The following is a 15,439-nucleotide window of genomic DNA, read 5'->3' as shown; positions in this document are numbered from 1 at the left end:
AACATAAAAGTGTCTACATCATTTAATATAGACACCCTTTCACATATATAGTTTTAATACCGGCCAGTAAATTTAAAAACTTCATCAACTGCTTGCGTATACCCACCTGATTTTCGGAGAGACTCCTTCAAATTCAAAGCAGCTTCTTTATATGATGGATTACTTAATACTATTTCTACACTTTTACTAAGTTTATCCGCAGTTAATCCTTGCATTTGCAATTTAACTCCTGCTCCGAGACTCTCTACTCGCTTTGCGATTACTGGCTGATCTGCATTTTGCGGAATTACAACGAGTGGAACTCCGTTATATAGTCCTTCATGCATACTGTTCATCCCGCCATGTGTAATAAATAATTTTGTATATGTAAGTAGTTCAGTTTGCGGTACATAGTTTTTCACAATGAAGTTTTTAGGAATATCACCTAAATCACTTATTTTCGTTTTACTACCAATAGACATAACAATTGTATGTTTACTATTTTCGAATGCCTTCATACAAAGTTTATAAAAATTAATTGCTTCATTAAAAACAGTACCTAGTGAAATGTAAATCAGGCTTTGTTCTTCAATTGAAGTATAATCAAAATCTTCATTTTCCCCTTGTGCAGAAATAGATGGACCTACAAATTTAAATGTTTCATTAAACGTATTACCAAAAGGTTGGAACTCCTTAATCGTATACACAATAGTAAGCGGTGCTGGATTACAGAAAACTTCATACGGTGAATTTATTTCAACACCATATTTCCCTGCAATTTCTCTAGTTAAGTTTTGAAAATCATTATATATTCTATTCTGCACTTCCACTGGGATATTTTTAGAAAGATGGTCTAACATTTGTTTAAATGATTTTTCATCCTGCGCAAAAGATGTACAGGAATTTATGGCCGGAAGATTAAGAATTTGGGCAATTAAATGACCACAGCCAAACATAGAATCGTGGATCATGTAATCAAAATATTCTCCTTCAATTTGCTCTAAAACACTAGGTATTACAATATCTGCTGTATGTAGAAGGCCGTTTATTCTTTCCTGTAAATAATTTCGACCACCGGAAAGAAATGCTTGTATAAATTTTTGATCATCTATTGTTCGTACAGTAGCACCTGTCTTCTCAATACGCTCCCTGAAAGCCTCTATTGAAAAATAAACGACCTCTTCACCGCGAGAAATCAGTTCTTCTACAACTTGTAATGTTGGATTTATATGTCCTTCTGATCCAGCGTTAATGAATAAAATACGTGCCATTCAAAATACTCCTTACATTTTAAAATTTCTATGTTGTAAAGAGTATGGATATTTTCCATACTCTTCACGGTATTTTATGTATCATTTTCCTGCTCAATTGACCTAGCAAGCCTAAAACCGAGATCGTCTATATGAAATGTAGGATGGCTACGACGGCGACAAGTCGCACCGCAACCTCTAGCTGCTTCAGCCCAACTACCACCACGAAAAATTCGGTACGATCCGTACACTTTTTCATCATACAAATCATAGCACCATTCCCAAACGTTTCCTAACATATCATAAAGTCCCCATGCATTCGGCTCTTTTTTACCGACGTCATGAATTTGTCCAATTGAATTTTCATTATACCACGCTATTTTCTGAAGTTCCCCATATGTATATCCCGTCGTACCTGCTTTACATGCGTATTGCCACTCTGCCTCATATGGCAATCGGTAGCCGTCAGATTCTATATTACAACTAACCTTTTTTCCATCATCACTAATAGAATAATACGCTGTTAATCCCGCTTGTTTAGAAAGTAAATTACAAAAAGCAATTGTATCATTCCATGAAATATTTACAATTGGTTTATTACTATCTTTATCATTATTTAATGTAGGATTTGTAATGGCATTATATATTTCCATTGTTACAGCATACTTTGCAAGAAGGAATGGTTTTATTTGAACTTGCCATTCTTTTTTTATTCGATCATCTCTTAATACTACCTCTCCTGCTGGAATTTCCATCATATTAGAATCAATCGAGCGAATGAATGTATTCAATAGTATCCCCCCATATTACTTCTTTTTAAAATCTAACTACTTATCGTACTTCTTCAAAAACCGTTTCACTTCATTTGGAGATTTTAAAATAATCACTTCTTTTCCTTTACTTAATTGATCTAGTCTTTTTAAAATGGCAGGTTTTTTCTTATTCGGATACTCCCATATCCATTTAAAGAATTGTAAATCTAGTCTTTCTTCACATCCGGCACCCATATCCGGTCTTGTTTTATTTCGATATTGTACAATTCTTTTAAAAGCACGATAAACACAAATCGTTCTATGAATATCAAGAAAGATAATTGTATCCGCTGCATTCAGTCTTAAATCCATCGTCCCGCCATAATTCCCATCAATAATCCACTCTTCTTCTTTAATTAAGTTTTTTTGAACTTTTCTTTGTTCTTCTCGAGGAACACCTTCCCAGTTCGCTTTCCAAAACAATGCATCAAGATGATGCACCTTAATATTTAGTTTATTTCCTAACTGCTTTGCTAATGTAGATTTTCCTGAACCACCAGAACCAATTAATATGATTTTTTTCATATTCATACGGTCCTTACTATAGATTCTTCAATATCTTCCTTATTTGCAAAAATCCAGAAGAACATCTCTTCATTCAACTTTAATAAATTTGGTAACTGAACAAAATAAGTAATAAAGATAACTTGAATAGAAAGCATGACATACCAAATAGATTGTAGTTCTTCTCTCGTTAAAATGCTTTGTTTATAATATCCTTCAAAGATTTTGCTGACAATATGTAACCATTTCCCTCTTCCTGTTTCATCACTAAATAGCTCACTTAATATACTTGTACAGCAGTAGCATAAATCGAATACTCTTACATTGCTTTCTAAAAGTTCAAAATCTATAAATCCTTGAAATTCATTGTCATGAAAAATCACATTCGATAAGTGCATATCACGATGAATAATTTGTTTTGGTAGTGGGTGAACCGTTTCCTTCAAAACTGTACGTATTTGATCCATTTTTCGAACGACATTCCGATGGACAGATGCATTCTTTTCTAAAATTGGTAAGGCCCATTTGTATACCACTTTATACAATTCTCTTTTTATTAACTCGTTAGCACTATTCATTGAATATAGTGCTTGATGTAAATTAGCTATCTTCTCTCCAATTGTACTTCCTAGCTCTTTTAGCTTTTCTGTATCTTTTATTTCTAGTACACTTCCACCAATATATTCGTACAAACAATAATACTTCTCTTTATAAAATACGTACCTTTCATCATTTCTCATTTTTACTAGTTTTTGTACTTTAACTCCTTTTTCATCAAGCTGTTCTAATACATTTAGTTCAACTAGAAAATGTTTTATCGATCCCTTTTCCTTTAAAATATACGCTTTATTATTACAGTAAATCTTCGTTACGTTTGGTTGAACTTCAATAGTTGTGATATCTTCATCTTCAAACCAAAACTTTGCAATTTCTAATATATCCTCCATATACAAATACCCCTTTTAAAATTCACTTATTTCTTCCGTAACATAAATTCACAAAGCATTCCTATCCCAACACCAATTGTATAAGCAACTACATCACTCCACAAAAATCCGTAACCTAAAACGAGTCCCCCTATAGTCGTTGCACGAATATTATCAATCCAAGGTGCATGGTACAATTGGCTAATTTCAATCCCGTAGCAAAATATTAAACTCATAAAAGCTAATTTCTTCGTTTCTATTTTAGGAAACAAAAATCCGAATCCAACGAAAATCATTAATGCCCATAAAGCATCACCTAAGTAATCATTTAATAAATGAGGTAACGCAAAAGCAAATTTTCTAGAACTAAGACCTAACATAATAACGACTATAGTAAACATTACATATAGTAATTGATTTCGTTTTATATTCATTTCAAAAGCTCCTAATTCATCATGTAAAACTGCAAATAGCTAGTAAAATACAATCATTTTACTAGCTATTTATTACTTGCTTTCATAATAAGAAAATGTGGATTTGTACTTAAATAATGATATGATTTTCTGTCTACTTCTCTCATCTTTTCAATCGGCTTCGGTTCCACTATTTTTTCTAATACAAAATAGTTTGTTGTTTCATTGATTATGTCTTGGAGCGACCTCCTAAAAAAACTAACTTCTATTGTAATATTTGGTTTAACCCAAGTATCTACTAATAATTGTTTTTCAAAATAATCTTCACATGTAAACTTTGTGAAATCCATAAAAGGATGATGAACGGAATATATAAGTTCTCCACCCGGCTTCAATACGCGCTGAAACTCTTGAAATACTTGCGTCCAATTTTCTAAGTAATGAAGAGTTAACGAACTTACAATGATATCATACGTATTATTTTCAAATGGCAATGTTTCTTGCAAATCGTGACAAAGGAACGTTGCTTTTTCTCCCATACTTTCTTTTACGGCTTTTACCATTTCAGGACTTATGTCAATTGCTGTAACGTTAGCCCCTCTTCCTACGAATTGAGAAGTATACCATCCAGCGGCACACCCAGCATCTAGTATTCTCTTCCCTTCTAGTTCCCTTGGAATAATCTCCATCATCGCAGGTCTTTCATAATAACTATTATATGGATTTGCCAAATCTACATTTTCTTTATATGTACTCGCTAATTTATCATACGTATCTTTGACTGCGTCTTTCATTATATCCACCCCTAATACATATTAATCCATTAACTCTTGCTGCTTTTTCTTTGAAAATGATTGTAGTACTAACTCATACGACCAATCGATCATTTTATTAATTTGCTCCTGTTCTACTCCCTTATGTATATACACTGTATTCCAATGTTTCTTATTCATATGATACCCTGGAATTATTGTGTCTGGATAATCTTCTCTTATTCGTAAAGCGAGCTCAGGATTACATTTTAATGTAATTGCAGCTTTTTCACCTTTTTCATGGTTCACTATCGCAAATATTTTATTATTGAGTCTCATACATGTTGCACTCCAGCCATTTGGAGAATCCTCTGTCGCTTTTCTTTTTGATAAACAATATGCTCTCGTTGCATTCATTTTAAATGGCACCTCTTATTCTTTCACTATTTGATTACGATGCATCACAATTTGCTTCGTCGCTTTAAATTGCTGTTCCCCATAAAACTTTATGAGTTTCTCTCCGCAAAATAGACTAACAATATCAATATGAGATATCTCTTCCAGTAACATTGTAAGCATATTCTCTCCAATGCCTTTATTTCTTACACTTTCATGTACGACAACATCTTCTATGTACGCTCGAAAAACACCATCTGAAACGACTCTAGCAAACCCAATTAACTCATTTTCTTTCCATACCCCAATTGCTATGCTATTCTTTAACATTTTTTCAATATCGATTTCTTTTCTTTCTGGCCACCAACCGACAGAGTCGTAAAGCTTCTTTATTTTCTCTGCACAAATTGGTCGTTCATGTTGTAATTTATACGTGTACATATTCTTTCTCCCATCAACTAGTATACATAATATTATTATAATCTCTTTTCTAAAAAGTGTTGACTATACCCTTTCGGATGATCTTCAACGACACCATATTCTCGGTAGCCGTGCTTTTTATAAAATCCCGGTGCTTGGAAACTAAATGAATCTAGTAATATGAGTCTACATCCTTTTTCCTTCGCAATGTCTTCGATTTTATGTATCAGTTGACTTCCATAACCATCATGACGAACGGATTCATCAACCCATAAAAAATCGATATGAAGATGATAAAAATACATCGTTCCTGTTACGCCGCCAAAGATTTTTCCTTCCTCATCTTTCACTACAAGGCTTACTTGTTCCATCGGCTGCTTTACTTCATCTGTTAAGATGGACATATTATATTGAATGACTTTATTTCTAATGTATTCTCCTTCATTACGAGTACCATTCTCTATGTGTTTCATATATATTTCTTCCTTTCAACTTAGTAAATTACATCTAATTTTTATTCCGCCTTTTTAAAATACTAATGAATACAAATCCACCATATGTAACAAAACACGAAAAACCAATTATCCCAGGTACAGAGACATAGCCTGTTCGTACATAACTTATAACTGCAAAACTAATAATTAACATTATTATAGATGGCCAAAATATTAGAGCCGTTTTTCTTCGTCTCTGTTTCGATGTACGTTCTTTCTCTTCAGAAACACGTGTACCAAAAAGCAATACAATACAAATAAGAATCGCTGCAAAGTAAATGGTATCTAATGACAAATTGTGATCATATAGTGCGATTCCAACTTCAAGAGCAATAATCGTTACAATTAAAATAATAATTGTTGAAGTCTTTAAGTTTCGTTTCAATCGCTCACTCCTAGCATGCTTTCACTATATGCTTTGTAAATGTATTTCAAAGCTGTTGCAATAGTTTCATCAACCTCTATATTATGAACTCGCTCGGGTAAATCTTTTCCCCCAATTACATAAAGAAACGGGAATTCGTTAAACATTCCCATTATACCAATATTTATTGTAGCTGTGGGCAATCCACCTGTCATATGAGCTAAATGAAAATACGGTATACTTTCATAATCCCCTTGTTGTCTTACCATTCCATTGATAATTGGTTCCCATACTGCTGGTTCTACTTTATAGCCTTGAAAAATATGTACTAAAAGCGAAAGAACTTGATTTAATTCTCCAACATTTTTCTCATCTCTAGCATTCTCTTGTATATAAATTTTTGAAAAATACGTTTGAGCATTTATTTTCACAGCATCCCATCCACCGCAGTGCTTTACAACCGAGTGAGCAATATAACTGTCGTGACAAGCTATCATCACTTCTACTGCTTTACTAAGTGTTAAAGTACTTCTTCCTTGTAGATGCGGATATAACTGTGCACTATCTTCATGTGGATGAAATTTAATGTGATGAAGTATATCATTCCAATTACGTTTATTTTCCTTCACCATTTGTGCTGCTACAAATCCAATTACTACTTTTGCTGCCGATGCTAATGGAATATATAATTCACTATTATATGAAATAATTATACATTCGTTTTTTGTAGAATAAATAGCTACTCCTACATGACCAACTTGTATCTCTTTCATTTTTTGAATGACAGTTTCCATTTCCATTCCTCTTTTCACATCGTTATATCACCTTCTAATAATTCAATATGGAATATAAAAAACCTTTTTTGACAGGTTATATTTGTAATGACAATTAGAAAAAGGTAGCATGAATTACTCCTTGCTACCTAAAACATTCATTTTCACGAAAAACTTCTAATCTTCTATAGGATTTTCAGGCCCGTTAAGCTCCAATTGATAAAAGGCTAAATCTAGCCATCTATTAAACTTATAACCAGCTTTTTGTATTGTTCCGGCATGAACAAATCCATAATTTTGATGCAAGGCTATACTTTTCTCGTTTTCCGCATCGATTCCAGCAATTAAGGTCATATATTCTCTTTCTTTTGCGGTTGCGATTAATTTTTCCATCAAAGAGGAGCCAATTCCATTTTTTCTATATTCCTTATCAACATACACAGAATGTTCAATTGAATATTTGTAAGCAGGCCACGCTCTAAATGAGCCGAATGTCGCAAATCCTACTACTTTATTATCTAGTTCGTATACGAAAATTGGATAGCCATCAGCCTTTTTTTGTTCATACCAATCTATTCTATTTTCAAGGGTTACAGGTTTATATGCATATACAGCTGTTGTATAAAGTATCGCATCGTTATAAATGTCTAAAATATATGCTACATCTCTTTTCGTTGCTTCCCTGATCATCGTTTTCTTCCTTTCCTAATGTTAATCTTCTTTCGCTATCTTTTTAATAATTTTATTTTACCGAAATTTCTGTTTTATTTCCACATACGAATACTTGCTTTTCGGAAACCATCAAATATATTAATCGCAGCGGACAACGTATAAATGATAATTCCACCGCCAACTAACCACGTTTTAAATCCTTCTGGGGAAATAGTAAACACATTTGCCAAATACGTAATAAATCCTTCGTTAAATATATGTGGATTTACTACAATTACAATGAATACTATCGTTCCGACTACTTGAAGAATACCATTTCCGATTGCCAATCTTTTCGTCCATTGTCCTTGTACTAACTTATAAAGAGATATAGCTACTTCAAAAACGATCATAACCAAAATAATCGGCCAATATTGAAGTAAAACATCTTGATTAAACGTTGGCGCGATAAACTTCAGTCCGTTTTCCGTACCATTATATACGCCTACAAGATGGTTTGCATAAAAGTAAAGGGTAGCCCATATTGCTGTCCACATTAAACCTCCAAAAACTTCAAACTTTGAGATTGCCTTTTTCTTCGGGATATACGAGATATTTTTCAAATCATCTGGCGTCCATTTTTTTAAACTTGTTGTTAATGGGTGTGGATCCTTTTCTTTATCAGTTCTTTCTAAAACAGCAAATACAAGTGTCAACCAGAAAAACACATGGAGGCCTACTTCAACAATTTCCCCAATGCCTTTACCTATCAATTTTAAAATAACATCTAATACTACTTGATTACCAGTATAGCCTATAAAATTTTCTGCAACCATTGCAATGAGTGCGATAACAGCTGCAATTGGTATAATCATTTTTAATAACGTCGTATATACATCAAAATAACGTGGTCCAATTAAATGCATCGGTCTATCCAAATACCCATTAGCCAATGAAACCGGACTTCCCAATTTTTCGAGAACGCTCTTCACATCATCTTCATTATAATCGTCTGGTAACATATCCTCTATTGTCGACCGTAGCTCAAGCGTAATATCTTCACGATTTTTTTCAGGTAATCTCTTCGCCACTTCTTGGACGTACATATCAATCAAACTCATTCTCGTCCTCCTCCTTTAATAGGTTATAAAGTTCTTTCGAATCCTTTATCCACTCCTTTTTCAATTGTAAAAATATCTCTAGTCCATATTCACTTAAAACATAATACTTACGAGGTCTACTCTCCGTTTTATCCCAACTACTCGTAACTAGTTTCTGCTTTTCTAATCGACGAAGTAGTGGATATAAAGTACTTTGATCAATTGTAATCCCTGATTGCTCCAATAATTGGACAAGTGAATATCCATACTGCGGCGTTCTTAATTGACTTAAAACCGCTAATGTCAATGTCCCTCTTCTTAACTCAGTAATTAATGAATTTAATAAAGTATCCATTCACCCACCTCATTTTTATTACTATATGTCATACAGTATGTGTTTTATACTATGTATCGTACAGTATTCGTGTGACAAAAACAATTATCATTTACCAAAAAACGGATAAAAAAAGCACGAACTATACGATTTGTGCTTTTCTAGCTAACTTATATATTTATAACACGCTTAACTTTGTACCTCTGGTAATATAAACTCTCCTTTTTCTTTAGGAAATGGGATAACCCCTACAATCGACTCAACATTGATTACTCCATATACATGCGGGTATTCTTGACCATTTGAAGCAAGTTCATATTTTATTTCTGCTTTTAACAAGGATGGATTTATTGTAAGTAATAAAACCTCTTCTTCATGAAAGAAATGTTTTTCTGCAACCTTTAAAGCTTGTTCAAATAATGAACAATGAATAAACCCCTCTTTTATAAGTGACTCTTCATGAATTTCTCCAGTTGTTTTTGCGATTTCCCATTTTCTTTTTGTTATTACTTTTGTAATCATAGCTTTTCCCCTTTTTTAATATATGTAATGATATAATAACACTAAAATTTCCAACAAATGATTAGTTGATTGGAGAATCTTAATGGATAAAAAATTAGAAGAGATCATTGTAAAATCATTTTTTACTAAGCGCCTTCAAAATAGAGTACTATTTGAGCTTTCTTCTTCAAAAAAACGTAAAGATGCGATCGGTCGACTTTGCCATAATTACAGAACTACGTTACGTGAAGAATATATGATTGAAATTCCTAAGCCTAATTCTTGTCCAATTGATATAGGAGATCTGTTAAAAAAACATGGGGCTGTTGATTCTTGTTACGCCATATCATAGGACACAAAAATCGATGGAAAAACACTCCCTTTGCTGGACGCATTAGAGGCTGCTGTTGGAATGGGAATGCCTTCTATTCTATACTCAATTACAAATCAAGTTGCGTATTTTGAAGCAGAACAAGAAACACTTCCATCACCAAGATTTATACTTAAACGCACATATTAATGCATATAACTCCATTGCACTTTTTTTACTTTATTATATTATTTAAATAACCGCTCAGGTCGTTAATTCATCTAGCTTTTAAATATAAAAAAGAGGATTTTCATACCCTACTAGAAAATCCTCTTTTTACATTTATTTTAATCCTTTAATTAAAGGCGACGCTTCACCGCTATGGAAAATCCATAAATCATGCAGTGATCTCGTACATGCGACATACATTAACTTCGCATCATGCTTTGTATTTTTATAATGTTCTTCATCAACATCCATTAGAATTACAGCGTCAAATTCTAAACCTTTCGCTAAATATACAGGTACTACTGAAATACCACCTTCATATTTACTTTGATTTGCTTCAATGACATTTACCGTCAATCCTGCATTCGTTAATTTCTCATACATATCGTGGCATTCATCATCTGTTCTACCTATTACTGCAATTGTTTTTACATCTGCATTTTGCAAATGCTTTATTGTCTTCAAAACTTCAGTGAATTGATCTTCTGCATGGATTACTTTTACGTCTTCACCGCTACGGAAAACTGGTGTTGCGAGCCCCACTGGTATTTCTGCATTTTTAATTATTTCATTTGCGAATTCAATAATTTCTTTTGTAGAACGATAACTTCTAGTCAATTCAAAATAACCTGTTTCTTGGAATACTTCCTTAAATGCGTTCCAATCTTCAATTCCTTGGTAATCATAAATCGCTTGCGATAAATCACCTAATATAGTGAAAGAATTACCTAGTGTAATTTCTTTTAATACATACACTTGAAATGGCGAAAAATCTTGCGCTTCATCAATAACGACATGATGAAACTTCTGACCGATTTCAATACCTGTTATGCGATGATGGATGTAAATTAAGGCAGGTAAATCTTCTACATACACTTCTTTTTTACGACAACTCTTTTCTGTTTCTTTAACAAGTTCTTCAGGTAAAACTTCGAGTATTTCTTTACTTTTCAATATTGAACTATACAGTGAAAGAGCACTCATTTTTGGCCAAAACTTCAGATATGTGTTCAATCTCTTAGTCGCTTCTTTTTTGAGCAATTTTTTCTCGTTCGTTTCCCCAAACTTTTTAAGTTCAATTTCAATCCAGCGCTTCATGCGGCCTACTAAACGTTCTCTTCTTTTCTTTAGTGGATAATGTTTATATTCAACTTGCATCCATTTTTTAATGTCTTCTACTGGAATAATCGCTTTATCCCACGCCTCAAAATCCTTTGTCGGAACTAAGTCATTTTCAAATTGAATCATTCTCTCTTCAATAAACGCCTTAAATTCCAGTGTACCCTTTAATTTACCGAGCATTACCTTACTTTCATCACGATTAATTGAAAATGCTTCTTTCAATTTCTCTTCTGTTTGCTTTAGTTTCACTGAATCATCTAACGTACGCAATGCCCAATCTGGAAACGTTGTTTGACTAATATTCCCTACCCCTAATTCAGGCAGTACACTCGAAATATAATCTAAAAACAAGCTGTTCGGAGCAAATACAATCATTCTTTCTGCCTCTAACTGTTCACGATATTCATAAATTAAAAAAGCAAGGCGATGTAAAGCGATTGTTGTCTTTCCGCTCCCTGCAACCCCTTGAATAAGTAATGGTAAATTTCTTTCCGCTCGAATAATATCATTTTGTTCCGATTGAATCGTTGAAACAATATCCTTTAGTTTATTATCTTTATTCTCACCTAATCGATATAGAAGAAAATCATCGGCATGCGATACATCTTCATTTCCTTTCACATATGTATCAACAACACGTTCAAGTTCTCTTTTACGAATGGAAATGTTTCGTTTTAAATACACATCACCTTCAACTAACCCATCTGGTGATTGATAAAACGCTAGTTCTTCTCCACCGGTAAATGAATAAAACATACTTGCGACAGGCGCTCGCCAATCGATAACAATTGGTTTCATCGTGTCCTTATCTGAAACACCTACTTTACCGATATAAATCGGCATAACTTGTTCTTTTCCATCCTCTTGAAAGTCTAGTCTTCCAAAATACGGCTCTTCCACACCGATACGTAAGTTCTGTCTATTTGACTCCCTCATGCTTTCAAGAATTTGCTCTTTAAAATCTTCTCCATAATAAACCGGGATTTTTTCAAGCTGTTCTAATTGATCATCCATCGTATGTAAAGTATCCCTCATTTTTTGTAACTCATCTTCAAATATGTTGCTCATTTCGACGATTCCCTCCTGTCCGTTCTAATTTTTCAGTCGAAATACAATTGTATTAAAAATCCATTCGCAAAGTCAATAGTTCTAGTGAGAATTTTCTAAAATATAAAAGAGTAACCATTAATCCCTACTCTGCTTTGCTTTAATTCGATATAACATATTTAAAACATTCTTTATTAATTTGAGAAGTTCAATTAAAAGAAACAATAAAAAGCAGATAATGAAATATTTCATTATCTGCTTTCCAATTTTATATAGTTACTTTTATTATACTTTTTGATATAAAAGCCAATCCCCAGAATCAATCACTTTCTTTAACATCTTTTTATCCTGAGCAATATACACATACGCATGTATTTCCGTATCAGCAACATACACTGTTTGCGTTATTCGGTCATATAAATCAGTCTCTGCATTACCTGTATATTCTTCTAGTTCATCTAACTTATGCAAAACATCATCATTTACTTCATAAACTTCCCCATATACCTTTACTTCATTAGAACAAATCATGGCCGGATATCCTTCGTTTGTATCAAATAATTCCCCATACGTCCATGCTCCGTCTGCGATGCATGTTGCACCTTGCATATAATGAGCATTCGTTTGCCCTCTTCTTAACGTGCCATAAACGAAAACATGATACATAAATCCCTATCCCCTTTATATGTCTCTACTTTCTTATTTGTAAATAAGCACGGATCATAAAGTAACTCACTTCATTTGGAAGCTGTTCTTTAATAGATTTCAAACCACCTTCTGCATTTTGTACAGCAGTTTCTATAAGAGATTCATACTCTTTTGGTACAAAACTTTGCCAATCTACTTCCATCCCATCCTCAAAAGAGCGAATTAAATGGTTTTCAATTGTTTGTCTTGATAGATCACGTTCTTTTGCAATCTCATTTAGGTCAATTCCTTGTTTATACATTTCATACGTTTCCAAATGAGAATTCACTGAAGCTTTTCCTGATTTTTTACGCTCAGAAACAACTTCTGTCTTAATTGTTTCTACATAGTTTGGATTTTCATCAATAAAATGCTGAACTGCTTGTAAGAAGTGCGAGCCATACTTCACAAGTTTGTGTTCTCCAATACCTTTTACTGTTAACAGTTCGGAATCATTTCGCGGCATTTTGGCACACATATCTTTTAATGTTTGGTCAGAGAAAATAACGAACGGAGGTACACCTTCTCCTTGTGCGATTTCTTTACGTACTTCACGCAACACTTCAAATAAAGGATGATCTTGGACGATTTGTCTCGTCTCTACTCGTTCTTTTCGTAGAACATTCTCATTACCAAGTAATATTTCTTTCCCTTTTCCCGTTACTTTTAATGTCGGATACGTACCATGTTCAACTACAATTAACTCATCTGAAATTAAAAACTCTATAAAGTCACTCACTTCTTTTACACTACGGTTTGATAAAAGGCCATACGTTGGTAAAGTATGAAAATTAAATTCAATAACTTTCTTATTTTTCGATCCAGTTAATACTTGTGCAATCATTTGTTTTCCAAATCGTTGGTTCGTTCTAATCATACAGGATAAAACCATTTGTGATTCTCTCGTCACATCGATGCTCTCACGGTCATCCGTACAATTACCGCAGCGTCCACAATCTTCTTTCGGTTCTTCTCCAAAGTATTGCAAAATGAATGATTGTAAACATTGTTCTGTATGACAGTAATCAGTCATATTTTGCAATTTTTCAAGTTCATTCGAAAAACGTGATTCTCCTGTTGATTGATCAATTAAAAAGCGTTGTACTTGCACATCTTGAGAAGAATATAACAAAATACATTCACTATCTAATCCGTCACGACCAGCACGTCCTGCTTCTTGATAGTAACTTTCCATATTTTTTGGCAGCTGATAATGAATAACGTAACGAATATTCGATTTATCAATACCCATTCCGAATGCAGATGTCGCTATCATTACACTTACTTCATCTCGTAAAAAGAGTTCTTGTTGCTCATTTCGATCATGATCACTCATACCAGCGTGATATTTTGATACCGAAACTTCCGCTTTCATTAAATCTTCATACAACTGATCAACTACTTTTCTAGTAGCTGCATATATAATCCCTGATTCCTTTTGATTTTGACGAATATAATCCGCTAAATAAGCATTACGATCCTGTCCTTTAATGACAGAAAATGATAAGTTCTCACGCTCAAAAGTTGTCATAATTGTATTTTCTTGATTAATTTCAAGCGTTTTGCAAATATCATCACGTACTTGCGGAGTTGCTGTCGCTGTTAACGCTAATACGAGCGGTTTTTCTGGGAGATAATCTAGTATACGATGTATATGTAAATAACTTGGACGGAAATCATGTCCCCACTGCGAAATACAGTGCGCCTCATCAATCGCAATCATCGGGATTTTCATATCGATAAGTTGATCAACAAACTCCCTTGAATCAAGACGCTCAGGAGCGACATAAAGTAACTTATAATGCCCTTGTTTCGCTAATTGAATTCTATGATTAGCTTCTGTCATTGAAATAGAACTATTAATATACGTAGCGGATATACCGTTTTGTATTAGTGTATCTACTTGGTCTTTCATAAGTGAAATCAAAGGTGATATTACTAACGTCGTTCCTTCGAATACTAATGCGGGAATTTGATAACAAATTGACTTACCTCCGCCCGTAGGCATAATGCAAACTGTATCTTTCCCCTCTAATACATTTTTAATTGTTTCATCTTGCCCTCTTCGGAATGACGAATAACCGAAATAAGACGCTAAAAGTTCTTGTGCTTTTGTAAACAAAAAAGATTCACCTGCTTTTCTTTATCTTTCATCTACTTCTATTATATCATCACTTATGCGACTTGAAAGCGATGAATAAGTGCTTATTATTTTTTCATTATTCTATATTTCACCTCGTATTTAATATTAATTAGCATCGGTGTTTTGTATGTTTCACAACATTTAAAACATACATCCATTACACATGAAGAAAGCATTTCAATTTAAATATTCATTTTATTGCCCTTTCTTGAATACTACTAATCGTATACATA

20 protein-coding genes are annotated in these 15,439 nt (G+C 33.4%); 2 read left to right on the top strand and 18 right to left on the bottom strand.

From position 1 onward, the window contains the following. Positions 1 to 53: 53 nt before the first annotated feature. From A6J74_RS02770 to A6J74_RS02700, 15 genes are all read right to left on the bottom strand, one after another. Positions 54 to 1,250, bottom strand: coding sequence for a macrolide family glycosyltransferase (locus A6J74_RS02770; protein ID WP_000101093.1), 1,197 nt, complete (start codon positions 1,248 to 1,250; stop codon positions 54 to 56). Between the two features lie 74 nt (positions 1,251 to 1,324). Next, the gene (locus A6J74_RS02765) at positions 1,325 to 2,020 is read right to left on the bottom strand and encodes a formylglycine-generating enzyme family protein (protein ID WP_001091311.1); all 696 of its coding nucleotides are present in this window, start codon (positions 2,018 to 2,020) and stop codon (positions 1,325 to 1,327) included. A gap of 36 nt (positions 2,021 to 2,056) precedes the next feature. Next, positions 2,057 to 2,566 carry a DNA topology modulation protein gene (locus tag A6J74_RS02760; RefSeq protein ID WP_002106312.1) on the bottom strand — a complete coding sequence of 170 codons (510 nt, stop codon included), beginning with the start codon at positions 2,564 to 2,566 and terminating at the stop codon, positions 2,057 to 2,059. Positions 2,567 to 2,568: 2 nt separating this feature from the next. Continuing rightward, a complete protein-coding gene (locus A6J74_RS02755) occupies positions 2,569 to 3,492 on the bottom strand; it encodes a phosphotransferase enzyme family protein (RefSeq protein WP_000389476.1) in 924 nt (307 codons plus the stop codon). Positions 3,493 to 3,518: 26 nt separating this feature from the next. Continuing rightward, positions 3,519 to 3,905: a ribosomal maturation YjgA family protein gene (locus A6J74_RS02750; RefSeq protein ID WP_001022591.1), complete on the bottom strand. Its 387-nt coding sequence runs from the start codon at positions 3,903 to 3,905 to the stop codon at positions 3,519 to 3,521. Between the two features lie 65 nt (positions 3,906 to 3,970). Next, positions 3,971 to 4,678: a class I SAM-dependent methyltransferase gene (locus tag A6J74_RS02745; RefSeq protein ID WP_000650686.1), complete on the bottom strand. Its 708-nt coding sequence runs from the start codon at positions 4,676 to 4,678 to the stop codon at positions 3,971 to 3,973. A 21-nt stretch (positions 4,679 to 4,699) separates the two neighbouring features. Beyond that, positions 4,700 to 5,053: an MmcQ/YjbR family DNA-binding protein gene (locus tag A6J74_RS02740; protein WP_000994633.1), complete on the bottom strand. Its 354-nt coding sequence runs from the start codon at positions 5,051 to 5,053 to the stop codon at positions 4,700 to 4,702. A gap of 15 nt (positions 5,054 to 5,068) precedes the next feature. Beyond that, entirely contained in the window at positions 5,069 to 5,473 is a 405-nt protein-coding gene (locus A6J74_RS02735) for a GNAT family N-acetyltransferase (RefSeq protein ID WP_000288960.1), read from the bottom strand. Between the two features lie 35 nt (positions 5,474 to 5,508). Then, entirely contained in the window at positions 5,509 to 5,925 is a 417-nt protein-coding gene (locus A6J74_RS02730; protein WP_000680422.1) for a GNAT family N-acetyltransferase, read from the bottom strand. A gap of 34 nt (positions 5,926 to 5,959) precedes the next feature. Continuing rightward, positions 5,960 to 6,331 carry a hypothetical protein gene (locus A6J74_RS02725; protein WP_000828014.1) on the bottom strand — a complete coding sequence of 124 codons (372 nt, stop codon included), beginning with the start codon at positions 6,329 to 6,331 and terminating at the stop codon, positions 5,960 to 5,962. Next, positions 6,328 to 7,104 (bottom strand): serine hydrolase, encoded by a 777-nt coding sequence (locus A6J74_RS02720; protein ID WP_000450777.1) that lies wholly within the window; start codon positions 7,102 to 7,104, stop codon positions 6,328 to 6,330. Before A6J74_RS02720 ends, A6J74_RS02725 begins: the two co-directional genes overlap by 4 nt. 156 nt (positions 7,105 to 7,260) lie before the next feature. Further along, complete coding sequence (locus A6J74_RS02715; RefSeq protein ID WP_000617533.1) at positions 7,261 to 7,773, bottom strand: GNAT family N-acetyltransferase; 513 nt, start codon at positions 7,771 to 7,773, stop codon at positions 7,261 to 7,263. A 74-nt stretch (positions 7,774 to 7,847) separates the two neighbouring features. After that, complete coding sequence (locus A6J74_RS02710; protein ID WP_000052360.1) at positions 7,848 to 8,855, bottom strand: HAAS signaling domain-containing protein; 1,008 nt, start codon at positions 8,853 to 8,855, stop codon at positions 7,848 to 7,850. Beyond that, complete coding sequence (locus A6J74_RS02705) at positions 8,842 to 9,189, bottom strand: PadR family transcriptional regulator (RefSeq protein WP_000380297.1); 348 nt, start codon at positions 9,187 to 9,189, stop codon at positions 8,842 to 8,844. The genes A6J74_RS02710 and A6J74_RS02705 overlap by 14 nt, the downstream gene beginning before the upstream one ends. Before the next feature lie 168 nt (positions 9,190 to 9,357). Continuing rightward, the gene (locus A6J74_RS02700) at positions 9,358 to 9,690 is read right to left on the bottom strand and encodes a DUF952 domain-containing protein (RefSeq protein WP_000629053.1); all 333 of its coding nucleotides are present in this window, start codon (positions 9,688 to 9,690) and stop codon (positions 9,358 to 9,360) included. Positions 9,691 to 9,772: 82 nt separating this feature from the next. Here A6J74_RS02700 and A6J74_RS02695 point away from each other — a divergent pair, with 82 nt between their 5' ends. Both A6J74_RS02695 and A6J74_RS29900 read left to right on the top strand, forming a co-directional pair. Beyond that, positions 9,773 to 10,021 (top strand): hypothetical protein, encoded by a 249-nt coding sequence (locus A6J74_RS02695; RefSeq protein WP_000358553.1) that lies wholly within the window; start codon positions 9,773 to 9,775, stop codon positions 10,019 to 10,021. Between the two features lie 30 nt (positions 10,022 to 10,051). Beyond that, complete coding sequence (locus A6J74_RS29900) at positions 10,052 to 10,189, top strand: hypothetical protein (RefSeq protein WP_000882914.1); 138 nt, start codon at positions 10,052 to 10,054, stop codon at positions 10,187 to 10,189. 132 nt (positions 10,190 to 10,321) lie between these two features. Here A6J74_RS29900 and A6J74_RS02690 read toward each other — a convergent pair whose 3' ends face one another. The 3 genes from A6J74_RS02690 to recQ form a co-directional block, all read right to left on the bottom strand. Continuing rightward, entirely contained in the window at positions 10,322 to 12,397 is a 2,076-nt protein-coding gene (locus A6J74_RS02690) for a HelD family protein (protein ID WP_000065185.1), read from the bottom strand. A gap of 264 nt (positions 12,398 to 12,661) precedes the next feature. Beyond that, the gene (locus A6J74_RS02685) at positions 12,662 to 13,042 is read right to left on the bottom strand and encodes a gamma-glutamylcyclotransferase family protein (protein ID WP_000274911.1); all 381 of its coding nucleotides are present in this window, start codon (positions 13,040 to 13,042) and stop codon (positions 12,662 to 12,664) included. Between the two features lie 25 nt (positions 13,043 to 13,067). Beyond that, on the bottom strand, positions 13,068 to 15,185 hold the full coding sequence (gene recQ / locus A6J74_RS02680) for a DNA helicase RecQ (RefSeq protein ID WP_000494305.1): 2,118 nt from the start codon (positions 15,183 to 15,185) through the stop codon (positions 13,068 to 13,070). Between the last annotated feature and the right edge of the window lie 254 nt (positions 15,186 to 15,439).

The organism is Bacillus sp. FDAARGOS_235 (genome assembly GCF_002073415.2).
Lineage (GTDB): Bacteria > Bacillota > Bacilli > Bacillales > Bacillaceae_G > Bacillus_A > Bacillus_A toyonensis.
Note: the sequence above shows the minus strand (reverse complement) of the source record. Positions and strands in the feature narration are given on the sequence as shown.

Excerpts from the sequence above, each read along its gene's own strand:
- A6J74_RS02770 (WP_000101093.1), bottom strand. The coding sequence starts at position 1,250 with ATGGCACGTATTTTATTCATTAACGCTGGATCAGAAGGACATATAAAT.
- A6J74_RS02760 (WP_002106312.1), bottom strand. The coding sequence starts at position 2,566 with ATGAAAAAAATCATATTAATTGGTTCTGGTGGTTCAGGAAAATCTACA.
- A6J74_RS02755 (WP_000389476.1), bottom strand. The coding sequence starts at position 3,492 with ATGGAGGATATATTAGAAATTGCAAAGTTTTGGTTTGAAGATGAAGAT.
- A6J74_RS02750 (WP_001022591.1), bottom strand. The coding sequence starts at position 3,905 with ATGAATATAAAACGAAATCAATTACTATATGTAATGTTTACTATAGTC.
- A6J74_RS02745 (WP_000650686.1), bottom strand. The coding sequence starts at position 4,678 with ATGAAAGACGCAGTCAAAGATACGTATGATAAATTAGCGAGTACATAT.
- A6J74_RS02740 (WP_000994633.1), bottom strand. The coding sequence starts at position 5,053 with ATGAATGCAACGAGAGCATATTGTTTATCAAAAAGAAAAGCGACAGAG.
- A6J74_RS02735 (WP_000288960.1), bottom strand. The coding sequence starts at position 5,473 with ATGTACACGTATAAATTACAACATGAACGACCAATTTGTGCAGAGAAA.
- A6J74_RS02730 (WP_000680422.1), bottom strand. The coding sequence starts at position 5,925 with ATGAAACACATAGAGAATGGTACTCGTAATGAAGGAGAATACATTAGA.
- A6J74_RS02720 (WP_000450777.1), bottom strand. The coding sequence starts at position 7,104 with ATGGAAACTGTCATTCAAAAAATGAAAGAGATACAAGTTGGTCATGTA.
- A6J74_RS02715 (WP_000617533.1), bottom strand. The coding sequence starts at position 7,773 with ATGATCAGGGAAGCAACGAAAAGAGATGTAGCATATATTTTAGACATT.
- A6J74_RS02710 (WP_000052360.1), bottom strand. The coding sequence starts at position 8,855 with ATGAGTTTGATTGATATGTACGTCCAAGAAGTGGCGAAGAGATTACCT.
- A6J74_RS02705 (WP_000380297.1), bottom strand. The coding sequence starts at position 9,189 with ATGGATACTTTATTAAATTCATTAATTACTGAGTTAAGAAGAGGGACA.
- A6J74_RS02700 (WP_000629053.1), bottom strand. The coding sequence starts at position 9,690 with ATGATTACAAAAGTAATAACAAAAAGAAAATGGGAAATCGCAAAAACA.
- A6J74_RS02695 (WP_000358553.1), top strand. The coding sequence starts at position 9,773 with ATGGATAAAAAATTAGAAGAGATCATTGTAAAATCATTTTTTACTAAG.
- A6J74_RS02690 (WP_000065185.1), bottom strand. The coding sequence starts at position 12,397 with ATGAGCAACATATTTGAAGATGAGTTACAAAAAATGAGGGATACTTTA.
- A6J74_RS02685 (WP_000274911.1), bottom strand. The coding sequence starts at position 13,042 with ATGTATCATGTTTTCGTTTATGGCACGTTAAGAAGAGGGCAAACGAAT.